The organism is Marinobacter sp. JSM 1782161 (genome assembly GCF_011421605.1).
In the GTDB taxonomy this organism is placed as follows: domain Bacteria; phylum Pseudomonadota; class Gammaproteobacteria; order Pseudomonadales; family Oleiphilaceae; genus Marinobacter_A; species Marinobacter_A bohaiensis.
Genome location: NZ_WSSA01000002.1, coordinates 2,710,086 through 2,723,394, shown reverse-complemented (window position 1 = coordinate 2,723,394; position 13,309 = coordinate 2,710,086). Strand labels below are relative to the sequence as shown.

12 protein-coding genes are annotated in these 13,309 nt (G+C 65.3%); 4 read left to right on the top strand and 8 right to left on the bottom strand.

What is annotated here, in order from left to right:
- Positions 1-187: 187 nt before the first annotated feature.
- Positions 188-1,546 carry an amidohydrolase family protein gene (locus tag GQB00_RS12145; protein WP_165856395.1) on the bottom strand — a complete coding sequence of 453 codons (1,359 nt, stop codon included), beginning with the start codon at positions 1,544-1,546 and terminating at the stop codon, positions 188-190.
- Positions 1,547-2,106: 560 nt separating this feature from the next.
- Here GQB00_RS12145 and GQB00_RS12140 point away from each other — a divergent pair.
- The 4 genes from GQB00_RS12140 (at position 2,107) to GQB00_RS12125 (ending at position 4,969) form a co-directional block, all read left to right on the top strand.
- Positions 2,107-3,108 carry an ABC transporter substrate-binding protein gene (locus GQB00_RS12140; RefSeq protein ID WP_165856394.1) on the top strand — a complete coding sequence of 334 codons (1,002 nt, stop codon included), beginning with the start codon at positions 2,107-2,109 and terminating at the stop codon, positions 3,106-3,108.
- A 130-nt stretch (positions 3,109-3,238) separates the two neighbouring features.
- On the top strand, positions 3,239-4,243 hold the full coding sequence (locus tag GQB00_RS12135) for an isopenicillin N synthase family dioxygenase (RefSeq protein WP_165856393.1): 1,005 nt from the start codon (positions 3,239-3,241) through the stop codon (positions 4,241-4,243).
- A gap of 191 nt (positions 4,244-4,434) precedes the next feature.
- Positions 4,435-4,689 (top strand): type II toxin-antitoxin system RelE/ParE family toxin, encoded by a 255-nt coding sequence (locus GQB00_RS12130; RefSeq protein ID WP_228276704.1) that lies wholly within the window; start codon positions 4,435-4,437, stop codon positions 4,687-4,689.
- A complete protein-coding gene (locus GQB00_RS12125) occupies positions 4,679-4,969 on the top strand; it encodes a helix-turn-helix domain-containing protein (protein ID WP_165856392.1) in 291 nt (96 codons plus the stop codon). Before GQB00_RS12130 ends, GQB00_RS12125 begins: the two co-directional genes overlap by 11 nt.
- A gap of 127 nt (positions 4,970-5,096) precedes the next feature.
- Here GQB00_RS12125 and GQB00_RS12120 read toward each other — a convergent pair whose 3' ends face one another.
- The 7 genes from GQB00_RS12120 to xdhA are packed head-to-tail and all read right to left on the bottom strand — an operon-like array spanning position 5,097 to position 13,252.
- Positions 5,097-6,314, bottom strand: a complete 1,218-nt coding sequence (locus GQB00_RS12120) for a urate hydroxylase PuuD (RefSeq protein ID WP_165856391.1) — start codon at positions 6,312-6,314, stop codon at positions 5,097-5,099.
- Positions 6,295-7,656 carry a guanine deaminase gene (gene guaD / locus GQB00_RS12115; RefSeq protein ID WP_207950677.1) on the bottom strand — a complete coding sequence of 454 codons (1,362 nt, stop codon included), beginning with the start codon at positions 7,654-7,656 and terminating at the stop codon, positions 6,295-6,297. Before guaD ends, GQB00_RS12120 begins: the two co-directional genes overlap by 20 nt.
- A 5-nt stretch (positions 7,657-7,661) precedes the next feature.
- The gene (gene uraH / locus GQB00_RS12110) at positions 7,662-8,006 is read right to left on the bottom strand and encodes a hydroxyisourate hydrolase (RefSeq protein ID WP_165856390.1); all 345 of its coding nucleotides are present in this window, start codon (positions 8,004-8,006) and stop codon (positions 7,662-7,664) included.
- A complete protein-coding gene (gene uraD, locus GQB00_RS12105; RefSeq protein ID WP_111493368.1) occupies positions 8,003-8,503 on the bottom strand; it encodes a 2-oxo-4-hydroxy-4-carboxy-5-ureidoimidazoline decarboxylase in 501 nt (166 codons plus the stop codon). Before uraD ends, uraH begins: the two co-directional genes overlap by 4 nt.
- Complete coding sequence (gene xdhC, locus GQB00_RS12100; RefSeq protein WP_165856389.1) at positions 8,504-9,382, bottom strand: xanthine dehydrogenase accessory protein XdhC; 879 nt, start codon at positions 9,380-9,382, stop codon at positions 8,504-8,506.
- Positions 9,367-11,736, bottom strand: coding sequence for a xanthine dehydrogenase molybdopterin binding subunit (xdhB, locus tag GQB00_RS12095; RefSeq protein WP_165856388.1), 2,370 nt, complete (start codon positions 11,734-11,736; stop codon positions 9,367-9,369). The genes xdhC and xdhB overlap by 16 nt, the downstream gene beginning before the upstream one ends.
- Positions 11,729-13,252 (bottom strand): xanthine dehydrogenase small subunit, encoded by a 1,524-nt coding sequence (gene xdhA / locus GQB00_RS12090; RefSeq protein WP_165856387.1) that lies wholly within the window; start codon positions 13,250-13,252, stop codon positions 11,729-11,731. The genes xdhB and xdhA overlap by 8 nt, the downstream gene beginning before the upstream one ends.
- Positions 13,253-13,309 lie beyond the last annotated feature (57 nt).

The window sequence follows — 13,309 nt, the reverse complement described above, 5'->3', positions numbered from 1 at the left end:
GGGGGGCTGCGATAAGGGCAGTGCGGTGCAGATTGACCACCCTCAGGTGACACCTCAGGCAGGCCTTTCGGCCTGCTCGGAAGCTGAAGCGTCCGCTACACAGTATGGTGCATCCTTAACCGTTGCCGGTATGGCGGGAGCGTGTAGCCGACGCTTCAGCTTCGGAGGCGCCGTCAGGCGCCCTCATTCAGGCTACTCGAGTCAGCAGATCCCGAAGCCCGTCCCGAACGTTTTCAACCAACGCCCGCTCATCCAGCCCCAATACCGAACCGTCCTCGACCACCGGTTTGCCGTCCACGAAGCTGTGCTTCACCTGCACCGGCTCGCCGCACATCAGCGGCGCGAACAGGGGCGTGTGTACGCCGGCGAACCTGGGCTGGTCGATATCGTAGAGCGCCAGGTCCGCGGCCATGCCGACGGCCAACTCGCCGGTGGCCTCCAGGCCCAGCAGTCGGGCGCCGCCACGGCTGCCCCAGTCGAGCACCCGGTCGAGGGTGGTGGCGTCAGGGCCGTGTACGGCGCGATGGATCAGCCAGGTCAGGTTCAGCTCCTGCAGCATGGAGCCGGACTCGGCGGAGGCGGAGCCATCCACACCGATGCTGACCGGCACGCCCTGCCGGGCCATCTCGATCACCGGCGCCACGCCGCTGCCCAGCCGGCAGTTGGACGTCGGACAGTGGGCGATGCCGGTTCCGGTCGCCGCCAGACGCTCGATCGCGTGGGCGTCGCTCTGCACCAGGTGGGCGAACCACACGTCCGGGCCCAGGAAACCACAGCGCTCGGCGTAATCGATGGCGGCCAGGCCGTACTTTTCCCGGGCCTGGACGTTGTCGAAGCCCACTTCCAGCAGGTGCGAATGCAGGCGTAGCCCATGACCGCGTGCGTAGGCGGCGATCTCCTTCAGGAAGTCCGGCGGGCTGGAGTGCACCAGGCTCGTCGGCGCGGCCACCAGACGGCGCATGGCGTCCGGAGCGGCCTGGTGATAGCGGGCGCGGCTGCGTTCCATGCGCGCCAGCACCTGCTCGGTGGTTTCCGGTTCGATGTTGTGCCGGGCCAGCCCTTTGTGGCTGCCTTTCTCCACCGCGCTGCCGCGACACAGCACCAGGCGGATGCCGAGTTCGTCCGCTGCCTGCCAGACCGAGTCCTCCAGTTCATCCGGCGTGTCCCGGTGATAGAGGTAGTGATGGTCGGCGCAGGTGGTGGCACCGGAGCGTAGCAGTTCGTACAGGCCCAGGCGGGCGGCGTGGTACATCAGCTCCGGGCGGATCTGCGGCCAGAAGCGGTAGGGCACCGACGCGAGCCAGTCGCCCAGCCCCTGGTTGAGGCCTTCGGGCACGCCCTTGAGAATCGACTGGGCCAGGTGGTGATGGGTGTTCACCAGGCCGGGGTAGACGACGCAGCCGCGGGCGTCGATGACCGTGTCGCCGTCTCCGGGCATGAGGTCGCGGCCGAGGGCGACAATGCGGTTGCCGTCGATGCGCAGGGCGTTGGCGTCCGGGTGTTGCGGGGCGAAAATCCCGGCGGCGTTGCGGATAAGGTAGGGCATAGCGGGCTCCTTTGCGGGCAAAGAGCAATGTCCCGGAGCGCGGTGTGCGGGCTCCTGACCGCTTCTACTCTTTCGGGGGACGGTGGCGGGAATCACCGGTCGAATCCCGTTCCGTCCAGTTGGTCAGTTTTGTGGATACCCGGACTCAAAGCAACTTTCACTCCAGCACCCCGAACGCCAGGACCACGGCCCGGGTCCTCGTGAGCGCCCGGTATTGGACCGATTGGCTCAAAAAGTGCCCCCGATTGGTGCGAGGCGTCGTTTGGGTCAGACCCTCAGGAAAACGGCGTGCGATCGCCGGGGCTGATCCGGCGCCGTTTTCCCGCCGCTGGCACGCCACCTGCTTTGTTGGGGATACGTGACTGAGTAGAAGCAGTCAGGTTCTCCTCCGGGGAATCGGGGCATTGCTCATCGCGCATCGGCGGGTGTTGGACACCGCGGCCGGGCGCGATTGGTGCGATGTCCGAGCCGATTGCCCCGCCTCCCGCGAGTCGTCCGATGCCTCCCTTGAACGATGGTCTGCGCACGAACCCAAGACGCAGGCAGCAAGGAGACAGGACATGACATTCAAGCACACACTGCCCCGCGCACTGACCTTCGCGACCCTCACCCTGGGCGCTCAGCTCGGCTTTGCCGCGGACAAAGTGACCTTCCAGCTCGATTGGCTGCCCGGTGGTGACAAGGCGCCGGTATACGTAGGCATCGAGGAAGGTTTCTTCGCGGACGAGGACCTGGAGGTCCGCGTGGTCTCCGGCCGCGGCTCCACCGACGCCATCACCAAGCTGGTCGCCGGTCAGGCGGACGTGGGCCTGTCGGATCTGGTGTCGCTGCTGGTGGCCCGCGCCCAGGACGACAACATCCCGGTCAAGGGCATCTATTCGGTCTTCAGCGAGGCCCCGCATGCGTTCTTCTCGGTGGAAGGCTCCGGCATCGAGTCGGTGAAGGATGTGGCCGGCAAGACCGTCGCCACCTCGCCGTTCAGTTCCTCGAACCTGTTCTTTCCGCTGTTGCTGGACGTGAATCAGGTGGACGAAAGCGGCATCAAGCTGGTCAAGACCGACCCTGGCGCGCTCAACCCGATGCTGCTGACGGGGCGCACCGACGTGGTGATCAGTTGGGTCACCGACACCGAGAAATACCAGGCCATGGCCGACCAGGCCGGCAAGACGCTGAACGTGATGCCCTGGTACGACGCCGGTCTGGCGTTCTATTCCACCTCGGTGATTGCCAGCGAACGCTTTCTGGAAGAACGCCCGAAGGTGGCGCGCCGCTTCGTGAAAGCCTACGCCAAGGCCATCGAATACACCTGGGCCCACCCGCAGGAAAGCGGCGCCATGGTGCACGCCCAGGTGCCGGACGTGGACCCGGCCATGGCGGCGGACACCATCCGTTCCATCCGCCCGCTGGTCTACAACGAGGCCAGCGAGACCCAGGGCATGGGGGCGTTCAACCCGGAGCGTCTGGCCACCACCTGGCACTGGACCGCCAAGGCCCAGGAGATCGACGAAGCGTCTTTCGACCCGGAGACGGCCGTGGACCGGTCGTTCATGCCCGGCTCGTAAGAGCCTCAACGGCGGGCCGGGGCACTGGTCCGCGCCCAGTACGGAGTAGAAGCGGCGGGCGAGGGTATACCTCGCCAGGCATTGCTCCAATCAACGGCGGGGCGACCTGCCAAGCCATTGGAGAAAACGAATGAGTCAAAGCAAAGCCTATGGACTGAAAGAACTGGAATTCGAATCCACCATCGGCGGCGAGGGCATCGAGACCGATCGCCAGATCCCGCTGATCGATCTGAGCGATTTCGACAATCGCCGCGCCGAGATCACCGAACAGTTGTGGCAGGCGGCCAGCGAGGTGGGCTTCTTCCAGCTGGTCCATCACGGCCTGGACGTGGCGCGGGTGCGGGAAGCGTTCGCCATGGCGGAGGCCTTCTTTGCCCAGGACGCCGACACCAAGGGCCGGTTTCCCCTCAAGGAAGGCCTCAATACCGGCTGGGAGTTCAAGTCCCAGGTGCGTCCGTCCACCGGCACCGCCGACGAGAAAGAGTCTTTCCAGGTGACACTGCCCTACATGGACGACCTGTGGCCGGGCCAGACCACTCTGCCGGAATTCCAGCGCGTGATCCTGGATTTCGAGCACCGCTGCTGGCAGGTGGGCATGGAGATTCTGTCCTGCTTCGCCGACAAGCTCGGTTTCGAGCGCGACTTCTTTACCCGGGCTCACGATCGCAGCTCCCCGGAGTACCAGAGCACCCTGCGGCTGCTGCACTACCTGCCGTTGCCGGAAGGCGCCGAGTACCCGCCCGGCACCTGGCGCGCCGGCGCCCACACCGACTTCGACTGCCTCACCATGGTGTTCCAGAAGGAAGGCCAGTTCGGCCTGCAGGTGTGTCCCGGCAAGGACGCCCAGGGCCGCGCGGACCAGGAATGGACCAGCGTGGTGCCGCGGGACGACGTCATCACCTGCAACATCGGCGACATGCTGATGCGCTGGAGCGACGACAGGCTCCGATCCACCCTGCATCGGGTGCGCATGCCGCGCTCCGGCGAATATCAGGGTCCGCGCTACAGCATGGCGTTCTTCTGCCAGGCGAATAAGGACGTCATGATCCAGGGGCCGGAGCAGAAATACCCCGCAATCTCCGCCCGGGATTACCTTTTACAGCGGATCAACGCGAACTTCGCCGGGAAGATGTAGGTCAGGGCGAAGACAGGAAAGCCCGCGCCGGGAGGTGCGGGCTTTTTTGTGGCTGAACAATTTTGATGCTGTCTCCGTTATCATTTATGATAACCTTCAGGGATTAGGATGATTCTATGACATGGGACGTTAGATTTTACGGCGACGTCCAGCAGGACATTCTGGGTATGCCGCCTAAGATCTAGGCACGAATGATCCGGTTGCTGGAGATGATTGAGAAATATGGCGCGAATCTGGGCGAACCTCACACCAAAGCAATGGGTGGCGGGCTTTTCGAGATTCGCGCAAGAGCCAAGGAAGGGATCGGGAGAGGGTTTTACTGCTATATGGAGGGTGAAGCGGTCATGGTGCTTCACGCCTTCGTCAAGAAGACCCAGAAAACGCCTTTGAAAGAGCTGAGGCTTGCGCAAGAGCGGCTTCGGGAGGTGAAACAGTATGAGTCTTAAGGCACTTAAGCAGAAAGCATTTCAACATGAAACGGTGCGGAACGAATACGACAAGCTGGCGGGTGAGTTTGAATACATGGAGCAACTGATCAGCATGCGTGCTCATGCGGGACTGACTCAGGACGACTTGGCCAAGCGGATCGGAACCGCCAAAAGCAATATTTCTCGCCTGGAAGGCGGTCGCGGCAACCCAAGCTGGAGCACCCTGAGGAAATACGCCTCGGCCTGCGGCTACCGAATCAAGCTGGAAGCCACCGAGGACACTAGCTCTCGTCCATAGCGACCAGCCGCCATCGTTTGCGTGAGCTCACGTAGCGGTTGCTCTAGCTTCCGAGCAGGCCGCAGGGCCTGCCCGGCAAAAGCTCGAGGCGTGAAGTCTCTGCGACACGGACTTCCCGGATCTTCCTTTACTTGTGCGCCTGCAACCAGGCCCCCAGCTTTTTGCGATCCTCCTCGGTCATGCCGGTGGTGTTGCCCAGCGGCATGTACTGGCTGTTCACCGCGGCCTGCATGATCTGGTCGTTGTGCTGCACCACTTCGTCCAGGGTGTCCAGGGCGATGCCGGCCGGCGCGGCCTGGAACGCCGGGCTGCTGGGCTCCTTGGCGTGGCAGCCCGCGCAGTGGGTGCTGACCAGGGAGTGAATGTCCGCGTCGCTGACCTCGCCGGCTGCCTCGGCCGCCGCTGCCGCCTGGGCCGCGGCCTGTTTGCCGGTGGGCGGGGCGATCACACCGATCAGGATCACGGTCATGATGCCGCAGGCGAGGATGATCGACGGCCGGTACACGCCGCGATGCTTCAGGTTGAAGAAGTGGCGCGCGAAGGCGGTGATGAACCCGATGGCCGCCAGGATCAGCCAGCCGTGGGCGTGGCCGTACAGCATCGGGTAGTGGTTGCTGATCATGATGAAGATGACCGGCAGGGTCAGGTAGTTGTTGTGGGTCGAACGCAGCTTGGCCAGGGCGGCCAGTTGGGCCACCCGCTCGTCCGGCTCCCGGCCCTGTTCCACGGTCTCCACCAGCGCCCGCTGGGACGGCATGATGCCCAGGAACACGTTGCCCACCATGAGGGTGCCGATCACCGCGCCCACGTGGATAAACGCGCCACGGCCGGCGAACACCTGGAACAGCGCCCAGTCGACCACCAGCAGCAGGGCGAACAGTACCGCCCCGAATGCCATCCCGTTCCGGGCCAGCGGGCTGCGGATCAGCAGTTCATAGACCAGCAGCACACCGCCGATGAAGCCCAGGCCGATCAGCGCGGCGGACAGGGTGGACAGTTCCATCTTGGCGTTGTCGATCAGGTAGCCGGGGGAGCCGAAGTAGTACACGGAAAACAGCAGCGCCGTGCCGGACAGCCAGGTGCTGTAGGCCTCCCACTTGAACCAGTGCAGGATGCCGGGCATTTTCTCGGGCCCCAGCTTGTACTTGGCCACTTCGTAGAAACCGCCGCCGTGGACGGCCCACAGGTCACCCTTGATGCCTTTTTTCTTCTTCCATTCGGGTGGATCTTCCAGGTGGTTATCCAGCCAGATGAAATAGAACGACGCCCCGATCCAGGCGACGCCTGCAATCACATGGAACCAGCGGATCAGCAGGCTGAGCCATTCACTGAGGTAGGCGGCCATCGGTTACTCCTTTCTCTGAAACACGTTCTGCATCCCGATCGAACCGACACTGGCCGGCAATGTAGGTGCGTTGGATGACCCGGTCGTCGCCCAGGATCATCAGGTCGAACAGCCTGTCGCGCAGGCTGGTGCTGTGCTGTTTGAGGCCCAGCATGGGGGTGGCGTCCGTATCCAGCAGCACGAAGTCGGCGACCTTGCCGGGGGCGAAGTTGCCGATCTCGTGGTCCCGGTGCAGCGCCTTCGCGTTGCCCAGAGTGGCCAGGTAGAACGCCTGGAAGGGCGTCAGCGCCTGCTCGCGCAGCTGGCAGACCTTGTAGGCCTCGGCCATGGTCTTGAGCAGCGACAGACTGGTGCCGCCGCCTACGTCCGTGGCCAGACTCAGGGTGACGCCCGCCTGATGGGCGCTGCGCAGGTCGAACAGGCCGCTGCCAAGAAAGGTGTTGGACGTCGGGCAGAAGGCGATGCGCGCGCCGGTTTCCACCAGCCGCTGGCGGTCGCCGTCGTTGATGTGGATGCCGTGGGCCAGCACCGCCCGGTCATTGAGCAGGCCGTAGTGGGCGTAGACGTCCAGGTAATCGGCGCGGTCCGGGAACAGTTCGCTCACCCAGGCGATCTCCGCCTTGTTCTCGGCCCAGTGGGTCTGCATCAGCACGCCCGGGTTGTCCGCGACCAGCTTGCCGGCCAGCTCCAGCTGACGCGGGGTGGAGGTGGGCGCAAAGCGCGGGGTCACGGCGTACTGCTGCCGGCCATGGTTGTGCCAGCGGTCGATCAGCGCCTGGCAATCCTGGTAGCTGCTCTCGGCCTCGTCGCACAGGCCTTCCGGGGCGTGGCGGTCCATCATCACCTTGCCGGCGGTGATGGCCTGGCCGCGGGCTTCGGCGGCTTCGAACAGGGCGTCCACCGACTGCGGATGCGACGTACAGAACACCAGCCCGGCCGTGGTGCCGTGGCGCAGCAACTGGTCGAGGAACCGATTGGCCTGGCTCCTGGCCCAGTCGGTCTCGGCAAAGCGCATTTCCGCCGGGAAGGTGTAGGTCTCCAGCCAGTCCAGCAACTGGGCACCGTAGCTGCCGATCACCCCGAGCTGGGGCAGGTGCACGTGGGTGTCGATAAAGCCCGGCAGGATCACGTGCTCCGGCCAGTGCTCGATCGGCGTGCCTTCAGGCAGCGATCCGATCAGCTCATCCGCGGAGCCGACGGCCTTGACCCGTCCGTCCTCGACCACCAGCAGCCCGTCCTCGAACCACTCGTAACTGTTGTCCGCCGGTGTCTCCAGGCCGGGATCGGCCAGGAAATGCAGCAGCCGACCCCGGTAGGCCTGCACCGGTTGCGATGACGCCATGGTGATCAGCTCCCGCGGTAGGTCGAGTAGCCCCACTGATTGAGCAGCAGCGGCACGTGGTAGTGGTCCTGGTCACCGCTGACGGAGAAGTCGATGGTCACCTGGGGGTAGAAGCAGTCCTTGCCGTAAGACTGGAAGTAATCGCCTGTGGCAAACGTCAGGCGATACAGGCCGGTCACCAGCGGGCCGTCGAACCATTGGCCGATGCGGCCGTCGCTGTCCGTGGTGCCCTTGGCCACCTGGGTCCAGCCGTCGCCGTCCTGCTGCTCGAGGGTCACGACGACGCCTTCGGCGGGGTAGCCGCTGCCGAGGTCGAGGATATGGGTCGTAATCGGGCTGCGTTCGCTCATACCAGTTTATCCAGTCTCAGGTGGGTGATTTTTGCCTGCTCGCGGCCGGCGTTCTCGATTTCCTGCGCGCGGGTGTTGGGCAGGCGCGCTTCCAGCAGGGCCAGCATCTCGTCGGCGGACTTGCCCGTGGCGCAGACGATGAAGATAAAACCGAATGTCTCGTGATAGGCGTCGTTGCCGTCTTTCAGGCGATGCAGCACGTCATCGCTGGCGACGGCCGTGGAAGACTGCTCGCCGCTGGCCAGGGCGTGGGTGTTGGCGTACTTGGCCTTGAGACTTTTCACGTCGCCGATCTTGGGGTGGGCGTCGAACGCCGCGAGCCAGTCGCTCTCGGTCATGGTCGGCCACAGGGCCTCGGCCTTGCGGTGCAGGTCGTCGCGATCGGTAAACGGACGGGCGGCGACCATGCCCTCGATCCAGCGGTCGGCGGCGCAGCAGGTGCGCAGAACTTCGGCAGCCTCGGTCGCGCTCATCGCGTTGAGGGATTCCAGGGACATTCAGTTCTCCAGCTTCGGGTTTGACGTGGGCGCCGGTTCGGCGTCTTCCCGCATCAGGGTTTTCAGGTTGGACCAGGACAGGCCGCGGCGGGACGGTTTGTCCGTCGTTTCGGTCGCCAGTGTCAGCAGCTCGGCGGATATCGACACCGCCACTTCCATGGGCCGTTTACCCGGCACGTCGAGCCGGCCAACCGGACAGCGGATGCTGTCGATCTGCGCGTCGCTGTAGCCGCGATGGGCCAGCCGCTGTCGGAAGCGGTCCGCCTTGGTGTCGGAGCCGATCAGGCCGATGGAGGCGGCGTTGCCCGCGTCCAGCAGGGTGCGGCACAGGTCAAAGTCCAACTGGTGATTGTGGGTCAGGATCACCACGTGAGCGCCATCGGCCAGCGCGGCGGCATCGCCCACGGGATCGTCGGTGTGATGACGGCGCACGTTCACCGGCAGCTCGTCCGGGAAACTGTCGGCGCGGTTGTCGACCCAGGTAATCTGCCAGGGCAGCTCGCCCATGATGGTGATCAGCGACTTCGCCACGTGACCGGCGCCGAACACCAGCAGTCGGCCATCGCCGCCGGCATGGCCTTCCATCAGGACCGCCACACTGCCGCCGCAGCACTGACCGAGGCTGGCGCCCAGCGGGAAGTGGGCCATCTCGTAGGTGTAGTCCCGCGCCGCCAGACGCTCCCGGGCGCTGGCGATGATGCGGTACTCCAGGTGGCCGCCGCCGATGGTGTCGTGGCTCTGCTCGCCGGTAACCACCATCTTGCTGGCGGGTTCGCGCGGCACCGAACCGGTCACACCCAGCACGGTCACCAGCACGTAGGGTTCACCGCGCCGCTCGCAGTCGGCCACGGCTTCGTACCAGTTCAGGCGCTTTTGCATGAGGAATCGCCTCCGTTTTCGGTCAGCCACTGCCGGGTAGCGGTGACGGCCTTGAGAACCTGCTCCGGCGTGGCCGGGCTGTCAAAAGGCGGGCTGTAACGATAGTCCGCCAGACTGGCGACGGCGTCGCGCAGGGCGCACCAGACCGCAATGCCCAGCATCAGCGGCGGCTCGCCCACCGCCTTGGAGCGGAACACCGTCGCTTCCCGGTTGGGGCTGTGGGGTAGCAGGGACACGCGGAAATCCTCGGGGGCGTCGGACACCGCCGGGATCTTGTAGGTGGCCGGACCGGTGGTCATCAACTGGCCCTTGTCGCTGTACATCAGTTCCTCGGTGGTCAGCCAGCCCATGCCCTGGATGAAACCGCCCTCGATCTGGCCGATGTCGATCTCCGGATTCAGGGACTGGCCCACATCGTGGAGGATGTCGGTGCGCACCACGCGGTACTCGCCGGTCAGGGTGTCCACCACCACTTCGGAGCAGGCCGCGCCGTTGGCGTAGTAGAGGAACGGGCGGCCCTTGCCGGTTTCCGGGTCGTAGTGGATCTTGGGTGTGGCGTAGAAGCCGGACGACGACAGCGACACGCGGGCCATGTAGGCCTGCTGTACGAAGTCGGCCCAGCCAAAGAGGTCCTTGCCCACGCGTACCTGGTTGTTGGCGAACTCGACGTCGGAGGCCGCCACGCCGTAGGTCTCAACCGCAAACTCCACCAGTCGCGCCTTGATCTTCTCGCAGGCGTCCAGCGCCGCCATGCCGTTCAGGTCGGAGCCGGAGGAGGCGGCAGTGGGTGACGTATTCGGCACCTTGTCCGTGCGGGTGGCGGAGACCTTGATGCGGTCGATGTCCACCTGGAACGCGGAAGCCACCACCTGGGCCACCTTGATGAACAGGCCCTGGCCCATTTCCGTGCCGCCGTGGTTCAGGTGGATGCTGCCGTCGGTGTACACGTGCACCAGCGCGCCGGCCTGGTTCAGGTGCTTGGCGGTGAAGGAGATGCCGAACTTCACCGGCGTCAGCGCCAGCCCGCGTTTGACCACCGGGCTGCGGCGGTTGAACTCGGTAATGGCCCGGCGCCGCTCACGGTAATCGGAACTGGCCTCAAGTTGCTCGATCAGTTCGGGCAGCACGTGCTGTTCCACGGTCTGGCCGTAGTGGGTCTCGTCCCGGCCCGGGCCGTAGAGGTTGCGCTTGCGCACGTCCAGCGGGTCGAGGCCCCGGTGGCGGGCGATGTCGTCCATGGCCCGCTCGATGATCATCATGCCCTGCGGTCCGCCGAAACCCCGGAACGCGGTGTTGGACACCGTATGGGTCTTGCAGCGGTGACCGACCACCCGGGCCTGGTCCAGGTAATAGGCGTTGTCGGCGTGGAACATGGCGCGGTCGACGATGGCGTCGGACAGGTCCGGCGAGTAGCCGCAGCGCCCGGCCACCATGATGTTGGCGCCGTGGATCAGGCCCTCGTCGTCGAAGCCGATGTCGTAGGTGTTGTAGAAGTCGTGACGCTTGCCGGTCTGGACCATGTCGTCCGGCCGGGCCATGCGGTATTTCACCGGGCGGCCGGTGTGCCGGGCCAGCAGGCTGGAGATACAGGCCAGCGGCGCCGCCTGGGTTTCCTTGCCGCCAAAGCCGCCGCCCATGCGGCGCACTTCCACCTGCACTTCGTGAATCGGCAGAGCCAGCACCTCGGCCACCAGCTTCTGCACCTCGGACGGGTGCTGGCTGGAGGTGTGCACGAACACGCCGGCGTCCTCGGTGGGTTCCACCAGACAAGCCTGGCTTTCCAGGTAGAAGTGTTCCTGGCCGCCCACGTCCATCTCGCCCCGCAGCCGGTTCGGCGCCTCGGCCAGCGCTTTGTCGGGCTCGCCGCGTTGCTGGGTGTGGGACGGGCGTACGAAAAACTGTTGGGCCAGCGCGTCTTTCGTGGTCAGCACCGGTTCCAGCGGCTCGTACTCCACCTTCGCCAGCCGGGCCGCCTGACGCGCGGCGCGCAGGGAGGTGGCCGCCACCGCGAACAGCGGCTGGCCGATGAACTCGACGATCTCGCCGGCCAGCACCGGGTCGCCGGGAAACACCGGGCCAATGTCCGTGTGGCCGGGCACGTCGTCGACGGTCAGCACGGCTTCCACGCCGGGATAGGCGCGCACGGCGCTCAGGTCCATGGACTTGATGCGAGCGTGGGCCTGGCTGCTCTGACCGACGGCGGCGTGCAGCAGACCGGGCGGCTCGGGCAGGTCGTCGATGTAACGGGCCTGGCCACTGACGTGCTTCCAGGCGCTGTCGTGGGCGATTTTCGAGCCGGCAGTGCCGCGTGCCGACACCGGCGGCTGAACGAGATTATCGGGCAGTTTACGCATGAGGGGGCACCTCCACAGGAGCAAGATCGGTCACCGTCAGGGGCGTTGATGGATCAGAGGGGCCGCCCGTTTCCAGCAGGGCGCGTTGCAGCAGGTTGCCGGCCACCTGCTGCCGGTAGTCGGCGGAGGCGCGTACGTCGGACATGGGTTTGAAGTCGGTGGCCAGGGCTCTCATCGCGGCGGCGACGGTGGCGTCGTTCCACGGCTGGCCCAGGATAGCCTGCTCGGCGGCGTTCGCCCGCTTGGGAATGGCGGCCATACCACCAAAAGCGAGGCGGCAGTCGCTCACCACGCCGTTATCCAGTTGCAGCCAGAAAGCACCGAGCACGGCGGAGATGTCGTCGTCCAGACGCTTGGAGATCTTGTACAGCAGCAGGTGCTCGCCGGCTTTCGGCAAGGGCACCCGCACGCCGCGGATGAATTCGTGGGGCTGCAGGTCGGTCTGCTTGTAGTCCCGGAAGAAATCCGCGAGAGGAATCCGGCGCACGCCGTCCAGACTGTCCAGTTCCAGCTCGGCGTTCAGGGCGATCAACGCGGGGGGCATGTCGCCGATGGGGGAGGCGTTACCGATATTCCCGCCCAGGGTGCCGCAATTTCGAATCTGTAACGATCCCAGACGTTCCAGTAACGGTGCAAAGTGGGGCCAGTAACCGGGCAGCACGTCATTGAGCTGGCGGTAGGTCAGACCCGCACCCAGGTAGAGGTGATCGTCCGTCACCTCCAGTCGCTGCAGGTCGGCGACCCGCTCGACGCTGATCAGGTGATCCAGGTCGCGCAGCTGCTGGGTGATTTCCAGCGCCAGGTCGGTGCCGCCGGCGATCAGGCGGGCTTCGGGGTATTGCGCGCGCAGGGTGCGCAGCTCGTTCAGGTTGCTCGGAAGGTCGTGACGATGCCTCGGGCTTTGCAGTCCGCCTTTCTCGCCCTGGATGCGTTTCAGGGTGGCCTGCATGGCGCTGTCCTGTAGCCAGGCGGGACCGCTGTGGGGGCGGTCCTTGCGGCCGGGTTCCCAGGTTTCCACGCAGGCGCGGCGGCCGGCCTCGACGATCGGCCGGTAGCCGGTGCAGCGGCACAGATTGCCGGCCAGGGCTTCCAGCAGCTCGTGGTGGGACGGTGGCTGGGCCAGGCGCTGCGGATTCGCCTGCCGCTCCGTGTGCAGGGTAAACAGGGACATCACGATACCCGGCGTGCAGAACCCGCATTGCGCCCCGTGACAGTCGATCATGGCTTTCTGGACCGGGTGGACAGGTTCTTCCTTTAGGACATCCACGGTGACCAGATGTTTCCCGTGCAGGCTGCCGATCAGGGCAATGCAGCTGTTGACGCTTTCATAGCGCAACCGGCCGCTGGCGCCGTCCGGGACGCCGATGCTGACGGTGCAGGCGCCACAGTCGCCGGAGGCGCAGCCTTCCTTGGTGCCGGTGAGCCGCATTTTGGTGCGCAGCCACTCCAGGATGCTCAGGTTTGGGTCGGCCTCCGTCAGTTTCTGCGGCTCGCCGTTGAGAAAGAATTCGATCACAGGTCTCACCATCTTGCGTATTATGTTCGCCCTGAAAGTTTGCCGGAGGCCGTTCGT

Coding starts and splice junctions, on each gene's coding strand:
- GQB00_RS12145 (WP_165856395.1), bottom strand. CDS start 1,546: ATGCCCTACCTTATCCGCAACGCCGCCGGGATTTTCGCCCCGCAACAC.
- GQB00_RS12140 (WP_165856394.1), top strand. CDS start 2,107: ATGACATTCAAGCACACACTGCCCCGCGCACTGACCTTCGCGACCCTC.
- GQB00_RS12135 (WP_165856393.1), top strand. CDS start 3,239: ATGAGTCAAAGCAAAGCCTATGGACTGAAAGAACTGGAATTCGAATCC.
- GQB00_RS12130 (WP_228276704.1), top strand. CDS start 4,435: ATGATCCGGTTGCTGGAGATGATTGAGAAATATGGCGCGAATCTGGGC.
- GQB00_RS12125 (WP_165856392.1), top strand. CDS start 4,679: ATGAGTCTTAAGGCACTTAAGCAGAAAGCATTTCAACATGAAACGGTG.
- GQB00_RS12120 (WP_165856391.1), bottom strand. CDS start 6,314: ATGGCCGCCTACCTCAGTGAATGGCTCAGCCTGCTGATCCGCTGGTTC.
- guaD (WP_207950677.1), bottom strand. CDS start 7,656: ATGGCGTCATCGCAACCGGTGCAGGCCTACCGGGGTCGGCTGCTGCAT.
- uraH (WP_165856390.1), bottom strand. CDS start 8,006: ATGAGCGAACGCAGCCCGATTACGACCCATATCCTCGACCTCGGCAGC.
- uraD (WP_111493368.1), bottom strand. CDS start 8,503: ATGTCCCTGGAATCCCTCAACGCGATGAGCGCGACCGAGGCTGCCGAA.
- xdhC (WP_165856389.1), bottom strand. CDS start 9,382: ATGCAAAAGCGCCTGAACTGGTACGAAGCCGTGGCCGACTGCGAGCGG.
- xdhB (WP_165856388.1), bottom strand. CDS start 11,736: ATGCGTAAACTGCCCGATAATCTCGTTCAGCCGCCGGTGTCGGCACGC.